Origin of the sequence: Streptomyces sp. MP131-18 (assembly GCF_001984575.1) — a bacterium.
GTDB lineage: Bacteria > Actinomycetota > Actinomycetes > Streptomycetales > Streptomycetaceae > Streptomyces > Streptomyces johnsoniae.
In genome coordinates this window covers 1,696,966-1,717,517 of record NZ_LZNS01000001.1, presented here as the reverse complement: position 1 = coordinate 1,717,517, position 20,552 = coordinate 1,696,966, and the positions used below count along the sequence as shown (strand labels likewise).

The following is a 20,552-nucleotide window of genomic DNA, read 5'->3' as shown; positions in this document are numbered from 1 at the left end:
CTCAATCCGAGGCTCCCGGTGCAGTCCGCAGGCGGCGGGGCCCGCCCCGCCCGTCGTCCGTCAGGGCCGCAGGCGCAGACCGCGCGGTGTCGCGTGGAAGCCGGCGGCCTCCAGCATCCCCGTCCAGTACGGGTCGGTGAGCACGGGCTCGCCGTTCACCCGCTCGATCGTCAGCGAGCCCAGAGCCCCGTCCGCAGCCGCCCGGGCCAGCGCCTCGGCACCGGCCCGCAAGGGCTGCGCCGCCTCGTCCCCGGGGCCGTCGGCAGGCCACGCGAGCAGCGTCCGGCCGCCGCGCTCCAGATAGAGCACCAGCTCCCCCTCCACCAGCACCACCAGCGCCCCGGCCTTGCGCCCCGGCTTGTGCGCCGCACCCTGCGGTGGCTCGGGCCAGGGCAGGGCAGCCCCGTAGGCATTGGCCGGGTCGGCCGCGGCGAGTACCAGAGTGCCGTCGGCGCCGCCGCCCGGTGGCCGGCCGCCGCGCTCGGCGGCCGTACTGAGGGCCCGCAGCCGGTCGACCGCCCCGTCCATGGCGAACTGTGCGGCACCGAGCCCCTCCACCACGTAGCCGCGTCTGGCCTGCCCGCTCTCCTCGAAGACCGACAGCACGCGGTAGGCCGCCGAGAAGCCGCCCTCGACGCCCTCCGCCGCGACGGCGCCGCGGGTGACGACCCCGTGCCGGTCGAGGAGTGAACGTGCCAGCGCGTGCGCCCGGAGCGTCGGATCGGTCTCGCGGGCCGGGAGCAGCGACCAGCGGCCCGCGACGGTCGGCGGACCGTTCCGCGGGGCGGCTGCCCGGCTCTGGCCGACGGTGAGCGCGCCGAACCGCCCGCGGGGGGTGGCCCTGCGTCCGCGGTGGGCGACCGAGCCCGCGGTGCGGCCGGAGCCGAGGACGGCGCGGAGCGGGGCCAGGGTGTCGTTCGTCAGCAGGCCGGACCAGGCCAGCTCCCACAGGGCCGTGGCGAGCGCGGCGTCCGTCGCCTCGTCGCCCGCGGCCCGCACCTGCTCGGCGATCTGCCGGAAGAACAGGCCGTAGCCGCCGTCGAGCGCGGCCAGTACCGCCCGGTGCAGCGGTGAGGTCTCCAGCGGGTGGGGCGGCGGCAGCAGCAGCGGCGCGGAGTCCGCCGGGTACAGCGCCACCCAGCCGTCCTTGCCCGGCAGGGCGCCCGCCCCCGCCCAGACCACCTCTCCGGAGGCCGTCAGCTCGTCGAGCATCGGCGGCGCGTACCCGGCGACCCGGGAGGGCAGCACCAGCCGCTCCAGGGCGGAGGCCGGCACCGGTGTGCCCTGGAGCTGCTCCACCGTCCGCATCAGGCCGTCGACGCCGCGCAGGCCGCCCCGTCCCGGGCGGCCGACGTGCTGCCACTGCGGGAGGAAGGCGGCGAGCGCCGCCGGTGAAACCGGCTCGAGCTCCTGGCGCAGGGCGGCGAGCGAACGGCGCCGCAGCCGCCGCAGCACCGCCGGGTCGCACCACTCCTGCCCGGCGCCGCCGGGCCTGAACTCGCCCTGCACCAGCCGCCCGTCGGCGGCCATCCGGTGCAGCACGCCGTCGGCCACGGCCGTGCCGAGGCCGAACCTGGCGGCGGCCTGCGCCGAGGTGAACGGGCCGTGCGTGCGGGCGTAGCGGGCCAGCAGATCGCCCAGCGGGTCGGGGACGGGCTCGGTGAACGCCTCGGGCACGCCGACCGGCAGGGCGGCGCCCAGCGCGTCGCGCAGGCGTCCCGCGTCCTCGACGGCCGCCCAGTGGTCCTCGCCCGCCAGCCGGACCCGCAGCGCGCGCCTGGCGTCCACGAGCTCTTGCGCCCACTCGGCGCGGCCCCCGCGCCCGGCCAGCTCGGCCCCGGTGACCGGGCCGAGGACCCGCAGCAGGTCCGCGACGCCCTCGGCGTCCCTGACCCGGCGCTCCTCGGTGCGCCACTGCAGCTCGGCCTCCAGGTCGGCGAGCACGCCGGGGTCGAGCAGCTCGCGCAGCTCGGCCTTGCCGAGCAGCTCCGCGAGCAGCCGGGAGTCCAGGGACAGGGCGGCGGCGCGCCGCTCGGCGAGCGGGGAGTCGCCCTCGTACAGGTACTGGGCGACGTAGCCGAAGAGGAGCGAGCGGGCGAACGGCGAGGGCTCGCGGGTGGTGACCTCGACCAGCCTGACGCGTCTGGACTCGATGTCGGCCATCAGCTCGGTGAGGCCGGGCACGTCGAACACGTCCTGGAGGCACTCGCGGACCGCCTCAAGGACGATCGGGAACGAGCCGAACTCCGAGGCGACGGACAGCAGCTGGTGCGCGCGCTGGCGCTGCTGCCACAGCGGGGTGCGCCGGCCGGGATCGCGCCGCGGCAGGAGGAGGGCGCGGGCGGCGCACTCCCGGAAGCGTGCGGCGAACAGTGCGGACCCGCCGACCTGGTCGGTGACGAGCTGGTCGACCTCGCTTTTGTCGAACAGCACGTCGGTCGCGCCGACCGGGGCCCGGCCCTCGTCGAACGCGGCGTCCGCGTGGCCGGTCCCGTCGCTCCCGTCCCCGGCCTCCGCCGCGAGCAGGTCGGCGTCCGGCAGCCGCAGCACGATGCCGTCGTCCGCGTGCAGCACCTGGGCGTCGAGGCCGAAGCGCTCGGTCAGCCGGGCCCCCAGGGCCAGCGCCCACGGGGCGTGCACCTGCGCGCCGAAGGGGGAGTGCACCACCACGCGCCAGTCGCCCAGCTCGTCACGGAAGCGCTCGACCACGATGGTGCGGTCGTCCGGCACGTGGCCGGCGGCCTCGCGCTGCTCGGACACGTAGGCCAGCACATTGTCCACGGCCCAGGTGTCGAGCCCCGCGGTGGCCAGCCGTTCCCTGGCGGCCGCGTCGGTAAGGCCGCCGATCTCGCGCAGGAACGCCCCCAGCGCGCGCCCCAGCTCCAGGGGACGGCCCAGCTGGTCGCCCTTCCAGAACGGCAGCCGGCCGGGAACGCCGGGGGCGGGGGTGACCAGGACGCGGTCCCGGGTGATGTCCTCGATGCGCCAGGAGGTGGTGCCCAGGGTGAACACATCGCCCACGCGGGACTCGTAGACCATCTCCTCGTCCAGCTCGCCGACCCGCCCGCCGCCCTTCCGCGGGTCCGAGCCGGCCAGGAACACCCCGAACAGGCCGCGGTCGGGGATCGTGCCGCCTGAGGTGACCGCGAGGCGCTGGGCGCCGGGGCGGCCGGTGACGGTGTGGGCCACCCGGTCCCACACCAGCCGGGGGCGCAGCTCGGCGAACGCGTCGGAGGGGTAGCGGCCGGCCAGCATGTCGAGCACGGAGTGGTAGGCCGACTCGGGCAGCGAGGCGAAGGGGGCGGCTCGTCGCACCAGGGCGAGCAGCTCGTCGACGTCCCAGCTGTCCAGCGCCGTCATGGCGACGATCTGCTGGGCGAGGACGTCGAGCGGATTGGCCGGAACGCGCAGCGACTCGATGGCCCCCGCCCGCATCCGCTCGGTGACGACGGCCGACTGCACCAGGTCACCGCGGTACTTGGGGAAGACCACACCTGCCGAGACGGCGCCGACCTGGTGTCCGGCGCGGCCCACCCGTTGCAGTCCGGAGGCCACCGAGGGCGGGGACTCGACCTGGACGACCAGGTCGACCGCGCCCATGTCGATGCCGAGCTCCAGGCTGGAGGTGGCGACGACGGCGGGCAGGCGGCCCGCCTTCAGGTCCTCCTCGATGGCCGCCCGCTGCTCCTTCGAGACGGAGCCGTGGTGGGCCCTGGCCAGTACGGCTCCGGCGCCGCGGGCCGCGCCGGAGCCGCCCATGAGGGAGGCGGGCCCGTGCTCCTCGGGCAGCGGCTCGCCGGTGGCCCGCTCGTGGGCGATCTCGTTCAGCCGGTTGCACAGGCGCTCGGCGAGACGGCGCGAGTTGGCGAAGACGATGGTGGAGCGGTGGGCCTGAACCAGATCGGCGATGCGCTCCTCCACCGAGGGCCAGATCGACGGCACCTCGCCGGGGCCCGACGCGTCCGGCACGGGGGAGCCGCCCAGCTCGCCCATGTCCTCCACGGGCACCACCACGGAGAGCCGGAACTCCTTGCCCGCGGGCGGCTGCACGACCTTGGCCCTGCGCTGCGGGGACAGGAACCGGGCGACCTCGTCGACCGGGCGAACGGTCGCGGACAGGCCGATGCGCCGGGCCGGACGGGGCAGCAGCGCGTCCAGCCGCTCCAGGGTCAGCGCCAGGTGCGCGCCGCGCTTGGTGCCGGCCACGGCGTGCACCTCGTCGACGATCACGGTCTCGACGCCGGCGAGTGCCTCCCTGGCCGCCGAGGTCAGCATGAGGAACAGCGACTCGGGGGTGGTGATCAGAATGTCCGGCGGGCGCCGCACCATGGAGCGGCGGTCGGCAGGCGGGGTGTCGCCCGTGCGGATACCGACGCGGATCTCGGGCTGGGGCAGGCCGAGGCGCACGGACTCCTGTCCGATGCCGGTGAGCGGGCTGCGCAGATTGCGCTCGACATCGACGGCGAGCGCTTTCAGTGGTGAGACATACAGCACGCGGCACCGCTTCCGCGGCTCGGCCGGCGGCGGGACGGCGGCCAGCCGGTCGAGCGAGGCGAGGAAGGCCGCGAGGGTCTTGCCCGATCCGGTCGGCGCCACGACCAGCGCGTCCGACTCCTCCGCGATGGCCTGCCAGGCGCCCTCCTGCGCGGCCGTGGGCGCGTGGAAGGCACGCGTGAACCACGCCCTGGTGGCGGGGGAGAACCGGTCGAGCGCGGAGGGGACTGCCATGACTCCATCGTGCACCCCGGCACTGACAGCGACCGCCCGGCCGGGTGTCCTGGCGGTGGCGCACAATGGCGGCATGGCACCGCAGGAGCAGGCGCGGCACTGGCGCTGTCCCGAGCTGCCGGGCGTGGACCTGCTGCGCGCCCGGTACGTCCGGCGGACGTTCATCCGCCATACGCACGAGACGTTCGTCATCGCCGGGATCACCGGGGGCGTGGAGGCGTTCCACCACCGGGGCACGATCGAGCGCGCGGGCCGGGGCGGTGTGGCCCTGATCAATCCGGACGTGCCGCACACCGGTCATGCCGCGGTGCCCGAGGGCTGGACGTACGGGGCGCTGTACCCGTCCGCGGCGCTGGTGGACGGGATCGCCGCGGAGACGCTCGGCATGCGCGGGGCGGCCGGGTTCGGGGTGCCGGTGGTGCACGACCCGGGGGCGGTGCGGATGGTCGGGGAGGTGCTGCGGGCCGTGGACGAGGGGGACGCGCTGGCCGCGGACAGCCTGATGCGGCTGGCCGTTGCCCGGCTGCTGCGCCGGGCGGGCGGGCCGCTGCCGGGGCGCGAGATACGCGGGGCGGGCGCGCACATTGCGGAACGGGCGCGCGAGGAGCTGATGGAGCGCATGGCCGCGCCGCCCACGCTGGAACGGCTCGCCGCCGGGCTCGGGACCAACTCCTTCGCGCTGCTGCGGGCGTTCCGCGACCGGTACGGGATGCCGCCCCACGCCTGGCTCACCGACGCGCGCGTGCGGCGGGCCCGCGGGCTGCTCGACGCGGGGGTCGGGCCGGCCGAGGCGGCGGTGGCGGTGGGGTTCTCCGACCAGCCGCACCTGCACCGGCACTTCGCACGGATCGTCGGCGTGGGCCCCGGGGCCTACCAGCGCGAGCACGTCGCCGAGCGTGCAAAAACGTACAAGACCGCTCGGGAGCGTCGCCCCTAGCGTGCACGTGTGACCGAACCAGCAACAGAAGGCGCTCCTCTGGGTGCCTCCCCACCACCCGCGGCCCTCCCGACACCTCCGCCTCCGGCGCCCGGCCGGGACGGGGCCGCCGACGATGTCCGCGGCACCGTCCGCGACGCCCTCGGCGTCGGGATCGCCGTCGGGCTCTCCGGCTTCGCCTTCGGCGTCACCGCGGTGTCGGGCGGCCTGAGCGTGCCGCAGGCGTGCGTGCTCAGCCTGCTCGTGTTCACGGGAGCCTCGCAGTTCGCCCTGGTCAGTGCGCTCGCCGCGGGCGGGAATCCCTTCACCGCGGCGGCCGGCGCGTTCTTCCTCGGCGTGCGCAACTGCTTCTACGGGCTGCGGTTGTCCACGCTGCTCGCCCTGCCCCGCCGGGTGCGCCCGCTGGCGGCCCATTGGGTCATCGACGAGACGTCCGTGGTCGCGCTCGCGCAGCCGGGGCGGCGACTCGCCCGCGTGGGGTTCGCGGTCACCGGCCTCAGCCTCTACCTGTGCTGGAACCTCACCACCCTGTTCGGCGCGCTCGGCGCCGGTTCGATCGGCGACCCGGAGGCCTGGGGACTCGACGTGGCGGGGCCCGCCGTCTTCCTCGCGCTGCTCGCGCCGATGCTCCGCGGCACCGTGGAACGGGCCACCGCCGCCCTGGCCGTGCTGATCGCCGTCGGCTGCCTGCCGCTGCTGCCCGCGGGCGTGCCGGTCCTCGCCGCCGCGCTCGCCGCACCCCTCGTGCTGTGCGGCGCAGCGCTGCGGCGCGGGGGCCGCGCGGCCCCCGCGGCCCGGGAGGCGGACCGGTGACCGTCTGGCTCGCCATCGCGTGGACGGCGCTCGGCTGTTACCTGGTGAAGCTGCTCGGCCTCGCCATCCCGGCCGGTGCCCTGGAACGGCCGGTCGTGCGCCGTCTCGCGGCGCTGCTGCCGGTCGCCCTCCTCGCGGCCCTCACCGTCCTCCAGACCCTGGACGACGGTGGTGCGCCGGTCCTGGACGCGCGGGCCCTCGGGCTGGCGGCCGCGGGCGTGGCCCTGCTGCTGCGCGCGCCGTTCCTGCTGGTCGTGGCGGTGGCGGTGGTGGTGACGGCCGGGACGCGGGCGCTCGGCGGCTGACCCGCGCCGCCGCGCCGGAGCGGCTGCCGGATACTGGGGGCATGCGGCTGACGGACTTCTGGGAGCGGATGGCGGAGCACTTCGGGGACTCGTACGCGGACTCTTTCGCGCGGGACCACGTGATGTCCGAGCTGGGCGGGCGGACCGTGTACGAGGCGCTGGAGGCGGGGTGGGACGCCAAGGAGGTCTGGCGGGCGGTGTGTTCCGCCCAGGACGTGCCGCCGCACCTGCACTGAAGCCGCTGACCTGCGGTTTTCTGATTCAGCCGGGATACGGGGAATCGCTTGACACGGAAATCGAACAGCCATTCTCATGGGAAGGGCAATCGGTGATTGTCAGTGGCGGGCGTTAGCGTCCGTGGTGTGAAGCGATCGAATCAGACGGACCGGGTGGCACCCATGGCAGGTACGGACCGGGAGAAGGCGCTCGACGCCGCTCTCGCGCAAATCGAGCGGCAGTTCGGCAAGGGTGCGGTGATGCGCCTGGGGGAGCGGCCGGACGAGCCGATCGAGATCATCCCCACGGGCTCGACCGCGCTCGATGTGGCCCTCGGCGTGGGCGGGTTGCCACGCGGACGCGTGGTGGAGGTCTTCGGGCCCGAGTCCTCGGGCAAGACGACGCTGACGCTGCATGCGGTGGCGAACGCCCAACGGGCGGGCGGCACCGTCGCGTTCGTGGACGCCGAGCACGCGCTCGACCCCGAGTACGCCAAGAAGCTCGGCGTGGACGTGGACCAGCTGATCCTCTCCCAGCCCGACAATGGTGAACAGGCGCTCGAAATCACGGACATGCTCATCCGCTCCGGGGCCCTCGACCTCATCGTCATCGACTCCGTCGCGGCCCTGGTGCCGCGCGCGGAGATCGAGGGCGAGATGGGCGACTCCCACGTCGGCCTCCAGGCGCGGCTGATGAGCCAGGCCCTGCGGAAGATCACCGGCGCGCTCCACCACTCGAAGACCACCGCCATCTTCATCAACCAGCTCCGCGAGAAGGTCGGCGTGATGTTCGGCTCGCCGGAGACGACCACGGGCGGCCGGGCGCTGAAGTTCTACGCCTCGGTCCGGCTCGACATCCGCCGCATCGAAACACTGAAGGACGGCACCGATGCCGTGGGCAACCGCACGCGCGTCAAGGTGGTCAAGAACAAGGTGGCGCCGCCCTTCAAGCAGGCCGAGTTCGACATCCTTTACGGGGCGGGCATCAGCCGCGAGGGCGGGCTGATCGACATGGGCGTGGAGAACGGGTTCATCAGGAAGTCCGGCGCCTGGTACACCTACGAGGGCGACCAGCTCGGCCAGGGCAAGGAGAACGCGCGGAACTTCCTGCGGGACAACCCCGACCTCGCCAACGAGATCGAGAAGAAGATCAAGGAGAAGCTGGGCATCGGTCCGAAGACCGAGGCGCCGGAGAGCGAGCCGGGCAAGGACGCGGCAGGGGCGGCGGCTGCCGCGGCGGCCGCTGCCGCGCCCCCGGCCGCCGCCCCGGCTCCCGCCAAGGTGTCCAGGGCTGCCAAGCCCGTGGCGGCCAAGAGCTGACGGTGACCCGGCGCAGCGACTGGCCGGAGCCGGCAGCACACGAAGACAGCGGTGGCCTCGCTTCGTCGAGGGCCGGTGAGGGGCCACCGCGTACCCCGCGGGACCCGGTGGAGCAGGCGCGGGCGATCTGTCTGCGCCTGCTCACCGGGACCCCGCGCACCCGTGGCCAACTGGCCGCGGCACTGCGGGCGCGGGACATTCCCGAGCCCGCCGTCGCCACGGTGCTGAGCAGGTTCGAGGAAGTCGGGCTCATCGACGACGCGGCGTTCGCCGAAGCCTGGGTCGAGTCCCGGCATCACGGCCGCGGCCTCGCCGGCCGCGCGCTGGCCCGCGAGCTGCGGGCCAGGGGAGTGGCCGCCGACGTCATCGAGGAGGCCGTCGGGCAGCTGGACCCGGAGCGGGAGGAGGCCACGGCGCGGGATCTGGTGGAGCGAAGACTGCGTGCCACCCGGGGGGTGCCGCGCGACCGGCGGATGCGGCGGCTGGCCGGGATGCTGGCGCGCCGCGGCTATCCGGAGGAGATGGCCCTGCGGGTGATCCGGCAGGCACTCGCCGAAGAGGAGCAGGAGGATCAGGAGGAGCCGTAGGAGTAGGAGAGGGGGACGACGCGGGCCGGGGCGGCCGCCCCGGATGGCGGGCGACGCGTGAGCACGCCGCCGTTCCGCCCGCCGGACAGGCCGCGGCGCGTCAGTGCTCCGCCGCGGGCTCGGCGGCGGGGTCGGTGAAGCCGCGCAGGGCAGCGGCGCAGGAGCGCAGGGAGTCCTGGTCGGCTCCCGGGAAGGCGGCGGCGAGGTGCCCGTCCGGGCGGACGAGCAGCAGGGTGTGCGCGTCGGCGCCCGGGTACTCCTCGGTGACCAGCAGCTCCGCGGACAGCGGCAATGCCTGTGCCGCGGCGGCGAGTTCGGGCATGAGGCCCGCGGACAGCCAGTGCTTGGCGTCCCAGACCCGCGCGCCGGGCGCGGTGAGCACCAGCAGCAGCGGCCCGCCGAGCCGGTGCCGCAGCCGGTCCCTGTCACCTGCCAGGGTGATCACGGGCACATCCGCGACCGGGGCGCCGACGGGCGTCTGCGTCGTCGCGACGAGCCGGGGCGCGCACGCGATCGGCGAGCCGCCGTAGCGGGCGGGCCCGCCCATCGTGCCCCGCCCCAGATGGCTGTCGGCGAGCAGCGCGAGCCGGCCCCGCTTGAGCGCACCGAGCCGCGCCGCGATCCCGCCCCGGCCGCGCACCAGCGGCAGGGCCTGGTCCACCGCGCGCAGCCGGGCGCCGACGGCGGTGCGCCGTTCCGCCTGGTAGCTGTCCAGCAGGGTCTCGGCGTCGCCCTGACGGCAGGCCACGGCCAGCTTCCAGGCCAGATTGTCCACGTCCCGCAGCCCCTCGGCCACCTGCTGGGTGCCGAGGGCGCCCAGCAGGTGGGCCGCGTCCCCGGCGAGGAAGACCCGCCCGGAGCGCCAGCCGCGGGCCAGCCGCTGGTGGCAGACGTGCACACCGGTGTCCAGCAGGTCGTAGGCCGGTACTTCGCCGTCGTGCCACGCGCCCAGCGTGGCGTGCACGCGCGCCAGCAGTGATTCGGGGGTGACGAGGCCGCCGTCGGGTGGCAGCGGCCAGTCCAGCCGCCACAGGTCACCGGCCAGCGGCCGGACGGTCACCTCCCCGGTCGGCAGCCCGCGGTGCAGCCCTGCTTCCCGCGGCCACGGCAGATCCGCCCGCAGTGCCGCCACCGCGAACCGTTCGACGTCGGTGCGGCCGGGAAACGGCACGCCGATCAGCTTCCGCACGGTGGACCGCGGCCCGTCGCAGCCGACGAGGTGGCTGCCGCGCCACTGCCGCGCCCGGTCGCCGCCGCTCTGCGGGGCCCGGGCCGATGAGTGCGCGATCACCTCGGCCGGACCCTGCTCCAGGTCGGTCAGCCGGTGCCCGCGGGCGATCCGGATCAGCTCCTGCCGCGCGGCCGCGTCGCGCAGCGCCCGTTCCAGCACATGCTGGGGCAGTTGTCGCGGCGCGGTCTCCGGGGGGAAGGCGTGGTGCAGCACCGCCCGGCCCCGGTAGGTGGTGCGCCAGGCGCTCCACAGCGGCGCCTCGTCGCCGACGCCGGGCAGCAGCGCCCAGCGCGCGACGTCGTGCGGCAGCACGCAGGTGCGGGCGAGGCGCGTCGCAGGCGGCCCCTCGGCGCCGTCGAGCACGACGGTCGGGACACCGTGCCCGGCCAGGGCGAGTGCCAGCGCGAGCCCCACGGGGCCCGCGCCGGCAATGATCACGGGCAGCACAGCACGTATGCAACGGCAGCGGATGTTCGGGCGTCAAGTCGGCCTTGCCGCACCGTCCTTGGCTCAACCGGGCTATGTGCGCCCCGGCCCGCCTCCGCCCGCGGCGCCGTCGGTGGCCCCGGGGACGTCCCCGGCCATGGCCATCTCCTCGTTCATATCCGTCGTCAGGACCGCGCCGGTGCTCCGCTTGCCCCGCCGGATACGGCCCTCCAGCCAGCTCGCGAAGCTGGTGAGCAGGAAGTTCAGCACGATGTACAGCACGGCGACCACGGCGAACGCGGCCAGCAGGTTGGCGTAGTTGCCGTCGATCAGGCCGACGCTGCCGAGCAGCTCGCTGTAGCCGAGCAGTGCGCCGCCGAGCGCCGTGTCCTTCACGATCACCACGAGCTGGCTGACGATCGCCGGCAGCATCGCGGTCACCGCCTGCGGCAGCAGCACGTAGAGCATGAGCTGCCCCTTGCGCATGCCGACCGCGCGTGCCGCGTCCGCCTGCCCCTTGGGGAGCGACAGCACCCCGGCGCGCACCACCTCGGCGAGCACGGAGGCGTTGTACAGCACCAGGCCGGTGACCACCGCGTAGAGCGGGCGCACGCTGCGGTCGACGTCCGTCCACAGCGCGTAGGCCTCGTTGGCGAACAGCATCAGCAGCAGCACCGGAATGGCGCGGAAGAACTCGACGATGGCGCCCGCGGGGACGCGGACCCACCAGTGGTCCGACAGCCGGCCGATGCCGAGCAGGGCGCCCAGCGGCAGCGCGATCGCCATGGACAGGCCGGCCGCGATCAAAGTGTTCTCGAGCCCGGGCAGCAGGAAGGTCGTCCAGACCCTCGAGTCGGTGAAGAAGGGTTCCCACTGGGACCACTCCAGCTGGCCCTTGTCCTGAAGCGTGGACACCAGCCACCAGGCGCCGCCGACCAGCACGGCGAGGAAGCCGATGGCGTAGTAGACGTTCCGGCGCCTGGCCCGCGGTCCCGGGGCATCGTAGAGAACGGACAGGTTGCTCATCGCTTCACCGCCACGCGCTTGCTGAGCCGGCCGAGCAGCAGCCCGGTCGGCAGGGTCAGGACGATGAAGCCGAAGGCGAACAGAGTGGCGATCGGCACCAGCTGCGCCTCCTGCTCGATCATGTCCCGCATCAGCAGCGCCGCCTCGGACACGCCGATGGCCGCGGCCACCGTCGTGTTCTTGGTGAGCGCGATCAGGACGTTCGCCAGCGGGGCCACCACGGACCGGAAGGCCTGAGGCAGCACGATCATCGTCAGCACCTGCGCGAAGCTCAGCCCGAGCGCGCGGGCCGCCTCCGCCTGGCCGACCGGCACCGTGTTGATCCCCGACCGCACCGCCTCGCACACGAAGGTGGAGGTGTAGACGACGAAACCGAGAACGGCCAGCCGGAAACCCATGGTGTCGGTGCCGACGTCCGCCCACATCGTCATCCCCAGCGTGAGGGCCAGGAGCTGCGAGCAGGCGACGATGATCAGGGTCAGCGGCGTGTTACGGAAGATGTGCACGTACGCGGTGCCGAAGGCGCGCATGACCGGAACGGGACTGACGCGCATGGCGGCCAGCAGCGTTCCCAGGATCAGCGAGCCGATCGCGGAGAAGACGGTCAGCTGCACCGTCGTCCAGAACGCTCCGAACAGGTCGTACCTGTCGAGGTCAAGGAAGTCGAACACGGAATCTCGCAGTCTCGCCTAGAGGATGCGGAAAGAGAGCGTGGCGCACCGCCGGAGGACGGCGCGCCACGGGACCCGGCAGGATCAGGGCCTGGCCCCGATCTCCGGGGCCGGCTCCGGCTCGTAACCGGCCGGGCCGAAGTGCTCCTCGACGAACTGGTCCCAGGAGCCGTCCTCCACCATGGCGGTGATCGCCTCGTTGACGGCGTCCAGGTCCTCGGAGTCCTTCGGCAGGCCGACGCCGTAGTACTCGTCGCTCAGCTGGAGACCCGCGAGAGCGAACTTGCCCTGGTGCGTCTCCTGCGCGGCGTACCCGGCGAGGATCGAGTCGTCGGTGGTCAGGGCGTCGATGGCGCCGTTCTCCAGGCCGGTCAGGCACTCGGAGTAGGTGTTGTACTCCTCGAGCGCGGCATCCGGCGCGAAGTCGCGCTGCACGTTGGCGGCCGAGGTCGAGCCGGACACCGAGCACAGCGTCATGTCGTTGATCGCTTCCTCGTCGGGCACCTCGTAGTCGGCCCGGACGAGCAGGTCCTGGTGGGCCAGGAAGTACGGGCCCGCGAAGTCGACCCGCTCCTCGCGCTCTTCGCTGATCGAGTAGCTGGCGACGATCATGTCGACGTCCCCGCGGGAGAGCAGGTTCTCGCGCTCGGGGCTGGGAGCCTCCTCGAACACGATCTGGTCGGGCTCGTAGCCCAGCTCGCCCGCGATGTAGGTGGCCACGTCGACGTCGAAGCCGACGTAGTCGCCGTCGGGGTTCATCAGGCCGAGGCCCGGCTGGTCGAACTTGATGCCGATGACGAACTCGCCGCCACCGCCGCCGTCCCCACCGTCGTCGTCCCCGCCACAGGCCGTCGCGGCCAGGGTGAGCGCGACGGCGGAGGCGGTCAGCGCGGTTGCCTTGCGGAGTCTCATGGTCGTTTTCCCCTTGTTTTCTTGTTTCCGGAAAGTCGTGAGCAGGATGCGCGGGCCGCGCTCAGTGCTGGAGGATCTTCGAGAGGAAGTCCTTGGCCCGGTCGCTGCGCGGGTTGTCGAAGAACTGGTGGGGGTCGGCCTCTTCGACGATCCGCCCGTCCGCCATGAAGACCACGCGGTTTGCCGCGGAGCGGGCGAAGCCCATCTCATGCGTGACGACGATCATGGTCATGCCCTCGCGGGCCAGCTGCTGCATGACTTCGAGGACCTCGTTGATCATTTCCGGGTCCAGCGCCGAGGTCGGCTCGTCGAACAGCATCACCTTGGGCTCCATGGCGAGCGCCCGTGCGATGGCCACCCGCTGCTGCTGGCCGCCGGACAGCTGCGCGGGGTACTTGTCGGCCTGGTTGCCCACGCCGACCCGGTCGAGCAGCGCGCGGGCCCGTTCCTCCGCGTCCGCCCGTGACTTCCGCCGCACCTTGATCGGACCAAGTGTGACGTTCTGCAACACGGTCTTGTGCGCAAAAAGATTGAACGACTGAAAGACCATGCCGACGTCCGCACGCAGCCTGGCCAGCTCCCTGCCCTCTTCCGGCAGCGGCTCCCCGTCGATCGAGATGGCGCCGTCGTCGATCGTCTCCAGCCGGTTGATCGCCCGGCACAGTGTTGACTTGCCGGAGCCGGAGGGGCCGATCACGACGACGACCTCGCCGCGCCTGATGGTGAGGTTGATGTCCTGAAGCACGTGCAGCGCGCCGAAGTGCTTGTTCACGCTGTCCAGCACGACGAGGTCGCCCGCAGGGGGCGCGGCGTCCGCGAAGTCCTTGGTCAGCGACACATCGCTCATCGTGATGTTGCTCCGTCCTCATCGGTTGCACGGACCCTAGCCACCATGCAACACATGGTCAGCAGATCTGAGGGGAAATTGAGCATAACGATCCGGTCGCCCCGCCCCTGCGGAGCGTCACGGGCCGTTGCCGTACGTGCTGGTCGCATAACGGAACAGTGCAGCTCGCCCAGGGAGCCTTGACGCGGGCCCGCTTCATCGGGGTGGATGCGTGAATATTCGGAAAGGAGGGCGCATGAGACTGCTTCTCGTCGAGGACGACGAGCACGTCGCCGCCGCCCTCGTCGCCGTCCTCGGCAAACACGGCTTCGACGTCGTGCGGGCCCGCGGCGGCGAGGAGGCCATCGGCCTGCTGCACGACCGCTCCTTCGGCGTGGTGCTGCTCGACCTCGGCCTGCCCGACGTCGACGGCTTCGAGGTCTGCGGGCGCATCCGCCGCCTCTCCTCCGTGCCCGTCATCATGGTGACCGCCCGCGCCGACGTGCGCTCCCGCATCCACGGACTCAACCTCGGCGCGGACGACTATGTCGTCAAGCCCTACGACACCGGCGAACTGCTGGCCCGCATCCACGCCGTGAGCCGCCGCACCGGACCCGAGGACAGCGCCGGCGCCGAAAGCCCCGGGGACGGCGTGCTCGCCCTCGGCCCGGTCACCGTCGAACTCGCCACCCGCCAGGTCTCCGTGGACGGCGAGCCGGTCGCGCTGACGCGCAAGGAGTTCGACCTGCTGGCGCTGCTCGCCCAGCGCCCCGGCGTGGTCTTCCGCCGCGAGCAGATCATCAGCGACGTGTGGCGTACCAGCTGGGAGGGCACGGGACGCACCCTTGAGGTGCACGTGGCCTCGCTGCGCGCGAAGCTCCGCAGGCCCGAACTGGTGGAGACGGTGCGCGGCGTCGGCTACCGCCTCTCGCTCCCCGCCGCCTGACCGGCACCGATGCGCTCCCGTCTCCTCCCGCTGCTCATCGTGCTGCTCGCCGGCGTCCTGCTCGCCCTCGGCATCCCGCTGGCCACCAGCCAGGCCCGCAGCGAGCAGCAGCGCGTCGTCGTCGACCGCATCGACGACACCACGCGCTTCGCCTCGCTGACGCAGTTCGTCACCGACGGGGAGGTCGGTGGCGTCGGCGACGCCCGCCTGTCCACGCTCCGCGACGAACTGGCCGCCTACCACGACGTGTACGGCATCAGGGCGGGGGTCTTCCGCCGCGACGGCAGCGCGATGGCCGTCGCCCCCGCCGGCTGGGAGGCACCGGGTGGCGTGCGGGGCCAGGAGTTCAACGAGGCCCTGGCCGGCCGCCGCAGCCAGGGCCCGCCGCAGGTGTGGCCGTGGCAGAAGGGCAGGCGGCTGGTCGTCGCCTCCCCGGTGATAAGGGACGGCGACGTGATCGCGGTCGTCGTCATCGATTCGCCCACCGAAGCCCTCTGCTCCCGCATCGTGCGGGGCTGGGCGGGCATCGCCGCGGGGGAGGCGGGCGCCATGCTGCTCGCGGTCGCGGTCGCGTTCCGCCTCACCGGCTGGGTGCTGCGCCCGGTGCGGGTCCTGGACAAGGCCACCCACGACATCGCCACCGGCCGCCTCACCGCCCGCGTCGCCCCCGCCGGCGGGCCGCCCGAGCTGCGGCGCCTGGCCCGTTCGTTCAACGAGATGGCCGACAACGTCGAGGACGTCCTGGAACGGCAGCGCGCCTTCGTCGCCGACGCCTCGCACCAGCTGCGCAACCCGCTGGCGGCGCTCCTGCTGCGCATCGACCTGCTCGCCCTCGAACTCCCCGACGGCAACGCGGAGGTCGCCTCGGTCCGCAACGAGGGCAAACGGCTGGCCCGCGTGCTCGACGGCCTGCTCGACCTGGCGCTCGCCGAGGGCACCGCGGCCGACCTGCGGACCACGGACGTGGCGGCCCTGGTCGCCGAACGCGTCGCCGCCTGGCGGCCGGTCGCCGACCGCAAGGACGTGCGCCTGCTGCTGGCCGGGCCCGCGGCCGTCACGGGCTGGGCCGACCCGGTGGGGCTGTCCAGCGCGCTGGACGCCATCGTCGACAACGCGCTGAAGTTCACCCCGTCCGGCGGCGAGGTCCGCGTCCGCGTCATCGCGGCCCGCGACGAGGTCACCGTCGTGACCGCGGATGACGGCCCCGGACTCGACGAGGCCGAACTGGAGCGCATCGGCGACCGTTTCTGGCGCAGCGGCCGGCACCAGAACGTGTCCGGCTCGGGACTCGGCCTGTCCATCGTGGCCGCGCTGCTCGCCGCGGCCGGCGCGGGCGTCTCCTACGCCCGCAACCGGCCGCACGGCCTCAAGGTCACCGTCTCGGTCCCGCGCCACGCCCCCGAGGAGAACGGGCCGCCGGGCGTCAGTCCGCAGGCGCTGCCGGCCGCAGGCGATACGTGACGATCTCGAAAGGCCGCAGAGCGAGCTCCACCGCACGCCCGTCCGCCACCTGCGGGTCCTGCGGGTCCTGCGGGTCCTGCGGGTCCTGCGGGTCCTGCGCGTCCGCCAGCGGGCGTTCCAGCAGGTCGGTCACCACCGCGGCGGCCAGCGGGAAGCCCGCGACCAGCCGGGCGCGGGCCCGGCCGCCGGACGACTCGTAGAGGCGCACCACCACGTCCCCGCTGCGGTCGTCGGCCAGCTTCACCGTTTCGAGCACCACCTGCCCGCCGTCCTCGACGGTGACGAGCGGCTCGACGGCCGTGCCGCCCGGCACGACACGCTCCGGCAGGTTGAACCAGTGGCCCTCGCGGACCGCGTCGCCGATCGTCGCCCCGGGCGCCAGCGCGTAGCGCAGCCGGTGGCCGCCCTGGTCGGTGTCCGGGTCGGGGAAGCGCGGGGCGCGCAGCAGCGACAGCCGCACGGTCGTGGTCTGCCCGCCGTCCGCCCGCACCTCGCGCGTGACATCGTGCCCGTACGTCGAGTCGTTGACGACGGCCGCGCCCCAGCCCGGCTCCTCGACGTGAATCCAGCGGTGCGCGCAGATCTCGAACTTGGCGGCCTCCCACGAGGTGTTGGTGTGGGTCGCCCGGAAGACGTGGCCGAACTGCGTCTCCGCCGCCGACCTGTCCGCCTTCACGTCCAGCGGGAAGGCCGCCTTGAGGATCTTGTCCCGCTCGTACCAGTCGGCCTCGGTGTCCACTTCCAGCACGCGGGCACCGGCCCGCAGCGTCAGTCGCTGCACCACGCGCGAGGCGCCGAAGGAACGGGCCACCTCGACCGTCGCCGCCTCGCCGCCGGACTCGGTCAGCGCCAGCGCGTCGACGCCGGTCAGGTCCGTGACGGTGTTCCGGTAGAACGCGTCGACGTCCCACGCGTCCCACTTGTTCGGCAGGTCCTGGTGCAGCTGGAGCAGGTTCCCCGCGCCGCCGGGCGCGATGGACTCCCGCCCCGCGGCCAGGTCCACCGCCGAGACGACGAGGCCCCGCTCGTCGACCTCGACCCGCAGCAGCCCGTTGTCCAGCACGTAACCGCCGCCCGCGCGGCCCGCCGACGACACCGCAGCCGCCCCGGTGCCCTGCACGCGCGGCGCCGCGCCGCCCGCCGGGATGCCGCCGCGGGCGTGCGGCGCGGCGTTGAACACGACCGTGCCCGGCCCGTCCCCGGCCAGCGCGCGCTGCGCCCGTTCGGTCAGCGCCGTCAGCTCCGCCCGCAGCCGCGCATAGGTGTCCCTGGCCTCGCGGTGCACCCAGGCGATCGACGAACCCGGCAGGATGTCGTGGAACTGGTGCAGCAGTACCGTCTTCCAGATCTCCGCCAGTTCCTCGTGCGGGTAGGTGTACCCCGGCACCCGCACCGCCGCGGTCGCCGCCCACAGCTCGGCCTCGTGCAGCAGCGACTCGCTGTGCCGGTTGCCCTGCTTGGTCTTGGCCTGCGAGGTGTAGGTGCCGCGGTGCAGCTCCAGATACAGCTCGCCCACCCACACCGGCGCGTCCGGGTACTCCGCGTGCGCCTTCTCGAAGAACCGCGCGGGGCGCTCGATCTCCACCCGCGGGGAGCCCTCCAGATCGCGCACGCGCCGGGCGCGCGCCAGCATCTCGCGGGTGGGGCCGCCCCCGCCGTCGCCGAAGCCGAACGGCACCAGCGAACGGGTCGCCCGGCCCTTCTCCCGGAAGTTGCGCGCCGCGTGGGCCAGCTCACGGCCGCCGAGGTCCGAGTTGTAGGTGTCGACCGGCGGGAAATGCGTGAACACGCGCGTCCCGTCGAGACCCTCCCACCAGAAGGTGTGGTGCGGGAACGCGTTCGTGCTGCTCCACGAGATCTTCTGCGTCAGGAACCACTTCGACCCCGACAGCTTCACCAGCTGCGGCAGCGCCGCCGTGTAGCCGAACGAGTCCGGCAGCCACACCTCCTCCGTCTCGATGCCGAACTCGTCGAGGAAGAAGCGCTTGCCGAAGACGAACTGCCTGGCCATCGCCTCGCCGCCGACCATGTTGGTGTCCGACTCCACCCACATGCCGCCGACCGGCACGAACGTCCCGTCCGACACCTTCTTCCGCACCCGCGCGTAGACCTCGGGGCGGTGCTCCTTCAGCCAGGCCAGCTGCTGCGCCTGCGACATGGCGAACACGAAGTCCGGGTGGTCCGCCATCAGCGCCGTGACGTTCGCCGCGGTCCGCGCGACCTTCCGCACCGTCTCGCGCAGCGGCCACAGCCACGCCGAGTCGATGTGTGCGTGCCCCACGGCGCTCAGCCGGTGCGCCGAGGCGTGCGCCGGGGATGCGAGCACGCCGGCCAGGCGCTCCCTGGCCGCGGGCGCCGAGCCCGCGACGTCCGCCAGGTCCAGCGCGTCCAGCGCGCCCTCCACCGCCCGCAGCAGCGTCCAGCGCAGCGCGTCGTCCACGGCGAGCTGCTGCATCAGCCCGCCCACCACGTCGAGGTCCTGCACCAGCTCCCACACCTGCGGCTCGAAGACGTTGAGGTCCACGCGCCGCAGGTGGTACAGCGGCTCGTCGCCCGCCGTCAGCCGGTCGCTGAACCCGTCGTCGCTGTCCCCGTCGATCACCGGATTGGCCGCCGCCTCGACGTACAGCTCCACCTCCTCGCCGCCGGCCGCGGCCTCGGCGACGCGGACCCAGTCGTTGAACGGGTTCAGGCCCTTCACCACCTCCCCGTCCCGCCGGTAGACCAGCCCCTCGCACTGGAAGCCCGGCATCTTCCGGTCGAAGCCCAGGTCGATCAGGGCCTCGACGGTCAGGCCCGCCCACTCCTGCGGCACGCGGCCCGCCACCCGGAACCAGGTGGTGCCCCAGGGCGGCCCCCACCGTTCGCCCGCAGCGGCCGGCCGGTACGCGGCGGCCAGCCCCTCGGCAACGGGAACGGGCTCGCCCGGGGCGTCCCAGCGCTCGACGGTCAGGGGTACGGGGTCGCGGTGGACTGCGGGCCGGACGCGCTCGTTCAGCACCCGGTGCAGTCGGTCTTCGACGAGGCTGCGGTCGTCATGCATGGCGAACTCCGATGTGATTGCGGTACACGTGGTGCGAGGCGGGTCAGGACTTGACGGACCGGTAATAGTCGCGGGCGCCCGGGTGCAGCTGGAGCGGGCGGGTGTAGATGGCCGTCCGCAGATCGACCCGTTGCGCCGCATGGACTTCCTGCCCGATCTGATCGCGCCCATTGATCACGGAGCGGGTGATCTGTTCGGTGATCGCGTCGTCGGAGCTCTCGGTCGTCACCAGCAGGTTCGCCACGGCGATGGTGTCGACCACGTCGGAGCCCGCGATGGCCGGGTAGGCGTCGGGCGGCATGACGGCCGCGCGGTAGAACTCGCTGTGCGGCCCCCGGTCGGTCAGCGCGGGCAGCAGGTCCCCCAGCGGCACGAGGCGGATGTCGAGGCGCGAGGCCAGGCGGGTCACCGCGCTGGTGGGCAGCCCGCCGGACCAGAAGAACGCGTCGAGCCGGCCCGCCTCCAGCATCCGCGGCATGTCGTTGATGCCCTGCCTGAACGCCGTCACGTCGCGGTCCATGTCGAGGCCGGCGGCGCCGAGCAGCTCCCGCGTCACCAGCTGCACCCCCGAACCGTCCTGTCCCACTCCGACCCGGAGACCGGCCAGCTCCGCCGTCGTCCGCACCGGGGAATCGGCCGGCACGACCAGCTGGAGGTAGTCGTCGTACAGCCGGGCGCACGCCCGCAGCCGGTCCGCGCCCTCGCCGCCCCCGGCCCGGTAGGCGGCGATCGAATCGGCCGTGGCGATGGCGAAGTCGGCCTCGCCGTCGACCAGGCGGCGGATATTCTGCACGGAGCCGACGCTGGGCGTCAGCGTCATGTCCAGACCAGGGGCGTCGTGCGCGAGCTGCCCGCGCAGCAGCTGCCCGTACCGGGCGTACACCCCCGTGGTCACGCCCGTGCTCAGCGTCACCGAGCCGGACGGCCGCTCGTCGCGCGGGAACAGCGGCTGCCACAGCAGCGCCGCGGCCACCGAGAGCGTCACCAGGACACCCAGCAGAACCGGCACCGGGCGCCGCCGTGGGGAACGCACGGAGAGCATCCGAGCAAGCTATCAGCGGAACGTAGACTTGGGGACTGGCCCTGTCTGGTCTCGGATCGAATG

Annotated in this window: 15 protein-coding genes and 1 pseudogene; 8 read left to right on the top strand and 8 right to left on the bottom strand. The window is 73.6% G+C overall.

What is annotated here, in order from left to right; genetic code table 11:
- Window positions 1-60: 60 nt before the first annotated feature.
- Window positions 61-4,728 carry an ATP-dependent helicase gene (locus tag STBA_RS07480; RefSeq protein WP_077058493.1) on the bottom strand — a complete coding sequence of 1,556 codons (4,668 nt, stop codon included), beginning with the start codon at window positions 4,726-4,728 and terminating at the stop codon, window positions 61-63.
- 73 nt (window positions 4,729-4,801) lie between these two features.
- Here STBA_RS07480 and STBA_RS07475 point away from each other — a divergent pair, with 73 nt between their 5' ends.
- From STBA_RS07475 to recX, 6 genes and pseudogenes are all read left to right on the top strand, one after another.
- Window positions 4,802-5,665, top strand: a complete 864-nt coding sequence (locus tag STBA_RS07475) for an AraC family transcriptional regulator (RefSeq protein WP_077063164.1) — start codon at window positions 4,802-4,804, stop codon at window positions 5,663-5,665.
- 9 nt (window positions 5,666-5,674) lie between these two features.
- Complete coding sequence (locus tag STBA_RS07470) at window positions 5,675-6,478, top strand: AzlC family ABC transporter permease (RefSeq protein ID WP_077058492.1); 804 nt, start codon at window positions 5,675-5,677, stop codon at window positions 6,476-6,478.
- Window positions 6,475-6,783, top strand: coding sequence for an AzlD domain-containing protein (locus tag STBA_RS07465; protein ID WP_077058491.1), 309 nt, complete (start codon window positions 6,475-6,477; stop codon window positions 6,781-6,783). Before STBA_RS07470 ends, STBA_RS07465 begins: the two co-directional genes overlap by 4 nt.
- A gap of 41 nt (window positions 6,784-6,824) precedes the next feature.
- Window positions 6,825-7,019 (top strand): DUF3046 domain-containing protein, encoded by a 195-nt coding sequence (locus STBA_RS07460; RefSeq protein ID WP_077058490.1) that lies wholly within the window; start codon window positions 6,825-6,827, stop codon window positions 7,017-7,019.
- Between the two features lie 162 nt (window positions 7,020-7,181).
- Window positions 7,182-8,318, top strand: a complete 1,137-nt coding sequence (gene recA / locus STBA_RS07455; RefSeq protein ID WP_077058489.1) for a recombinase RecA — start codon at window positions 7,182-7,184, stop codon at window positions 8,316-8,318.
- Window positions 8,201-8,905: pseudogene (recX, locus tag STBA_RS07450) on the top strand (recombination regulator RecX); the annotation flags it as partial. The gene recA and the pseudogene recX, both read left to right, overlap by 118 nt.
- 100 nt (window positions 8,906-9,005) lie before the next feature.
- Here the strand turns inward: recX and STBA_RS07445 are convergent.
- From STBA_RS07445 to STBA_RS07425, 5 genes are all read right to left on the bottom strand, one after another.
- A complete protein-coding gene (locus STBA_RS07445) occupies window positions 9,006-10,583 on the bottom strand; it encodes an FAD-dependent monooxygenase (RefSeq protein ID WP_077058488.1) in 1,578 nt (525 codons plus the stop codon).
- Between the two features lie 72 nt (window positions 10,584-10,655).
- Window positions 10,656-11,588, bottom strand: a complete 933-nt coding sequence (locus tag STBA_RS07440) for an amino acid ABC transporter permease (protein ID WP_077058487.1) — start codon at window positions 11,586-11,588, stop codon at window positions 10,656-10,658.
- Window positions 11,585-12,259, bottom strand: a complete 675-nt coding sequence (locus STBA_RS07435; RefSeq protein WP_077058486.1) for an amino acid ABC transporter permease — start codon at window positions 12,257-12,259, stop codon at window positions 11,585-11,587. The genes STBA_RS07440 and STBA_RS07435 overlap by 4 nt, the downstream gene beginning before the upstream one ends.
- 84 nt (window positions 12,260-12,343) lie before the next feature.
- Window positions 12,344-13,171 (bottom strand): glutamate ABC transporter substrate-binding protein, encoded by an 828-nt coding sequence (locus STBA_RS07430; RefSeq protein ID WP_077058485.1) that lies wholly within the window; start codon window positions 13,169-13,171, stop codon window positions 12,344-12,346.
- 61 nt (window positions 13,172-13,232) lie between these two features.
- Window positions 13,233-14,018 (bottom strand): amino acid ABC transporter ATP-binding protein, encoded by a 786-nt coding sequence (locus STBA_RS07425; RefSeq protein WP_077058484.1) that lies wholly within the window; start codon window positions 14,016-14,018, stop codon window positions 13,233-13,235.
- Between the two features lie 235 nt (window positions 14,019-14,253).
- Between STBA_RS07425 and STBA_RS07420 the strand changes: the two genes are divergently transcribed.
- Window positions 14,254-14,943: a response regulator transcription factor gene (locus STBA_RS07420; protein WP_077058483.1), complete on the top strand. Its 690-nt coding sequence runs from the start codon at window positions 14,254-14,256 to the stop codon at window positions 14,941-14,943.
- A gap of 9 nt (window positions 14,944-14,952) precedes the next feature.
- A complete protein-coding gene (locus tag STBA_RS07415; RefSeq protein ID WP_077058482.1) occupies window positions 14,953-16,404 on the top strand; it encodes a HAMP domain-containing sensor histidine kinase in 1,452 nt (483 codons plus the stop codon).
- Here the strand turns inward: STBA_RS07415 and STBA_RS07410 are convergent.
- Window positions 16,367-19,447 carry a glycoside hydrolase family 38 C-terminal domain-containing protein gene (locus tag STBA_RS07410; protein WP_077058481.1) on the bottom strand — a complete coding sequence of 1,027 codons (3,081 nt, stop codon included), beginning with the start codon at window positions 19,445-19,447 and terminating at the stop codon, window positions 16,367-16,369. The two genes, STBA_RS07415 and STBA_RS07410, sit on opposite strands and share 38 nt — an antisense overlap.
- 43 nt (window positions 19,448-19,490) lie before the next feature.
- On the bottom strand, window positions 19,491-20,489 hold the full coding sequence (locus STBA_RS07405) for a TAXI family TRAP transporter solute-binding subunit (RefSeq protein WP_077058480.1): 999 nt from the start codon (window positions 20,487-20,489) through the stop codon (window positions 19,491-19,493).
- Window positions 20,490-20,552 lie beyond the last annotated feature (63 nt).

Excerpts from the sequence above, each read along its gene's own strand:
- STBA_RS07425 (WP_077058484.1), bottom strand. The coding sequence starts at position 14,018 with ATGAGCGATGTGTCGCTGACCAAGGACTTCGCGGACGCCGCGCCCCCT.
- STBA_RS07480 (WP_077058493.1), bottom strand. The coding sequence starts at position 4,728 with ATGGCAGTCCCCTCCGCGCTCGACCGGTTCTCCCCCGCCACCAGGGCG.
- STBA_RS07420 (WP_077058483.1), top strand. The coding sequence starts at position 14,254 with ATGAGACTGCTTCTCGTCGAGGACGACGAGCACGTCGCCGCCGCCCTC.
- STBA_RS07460 (WP_077058490.1), top strand. The coding sequence starts at position 6,825 with ATGCGGCTGACGGACTTCTGGGAGCGGATGGCGGAGCACTTCGGGGAC.
- STBA_RS07415 (WP_077058482.1), top strand. The coding sequence starts at position 14,953 with ATGCGCTCCCGTCTCCTCCCGCTGCTCATCGTGCTGCTCGCCGGCGTC.
- STBA_RS07440 (WP_077058487.1), bottom strand. The coding sequence starts at position 11,588 with ATGAGCAACCTGTCCGTTCTCTACGATGCCCCGGGACCGCGGGCCAGG.
- STBA_RS07410 (WP_077058481.1), bottom strand. The coding sequence starts at position 19,447 with ATGCATGACGACCGCAGCCTCGTCGAAGACCGACTGCACCGGGTGCTG.
- recA (WP_077058489.1), top strand. The coding sequence starts at position 7,182 with ATGGCAGGTACGGACCGGGAGAAGGCGCTCGACGCCGCTCTCGCGCAA.
- STBA_RS07405 (WP_077058480.1), bottom strand. The coding sequence starts at position 20,489 with ATGCTCTCCGTGCGTTCCCCACGGCGGCGCCCGGTGCCGGTTCTGCTG.
- STBA_RS07430 (WP_077058485.1), bottom strand. The coding sequence starts at position 13,171 with ATGAGACTCCGCAAGGCAACCGCGCTGACCGCCTCCGCCGTCGCGCTC.
- STBA_RS07475 (WP_077063164.1), top strand. The coding sequence starts at position 4,802 with ATGGCACCGCAGGAGCAGGCGCGGCACTGGCGCTGTCCCGAGCTGCCG.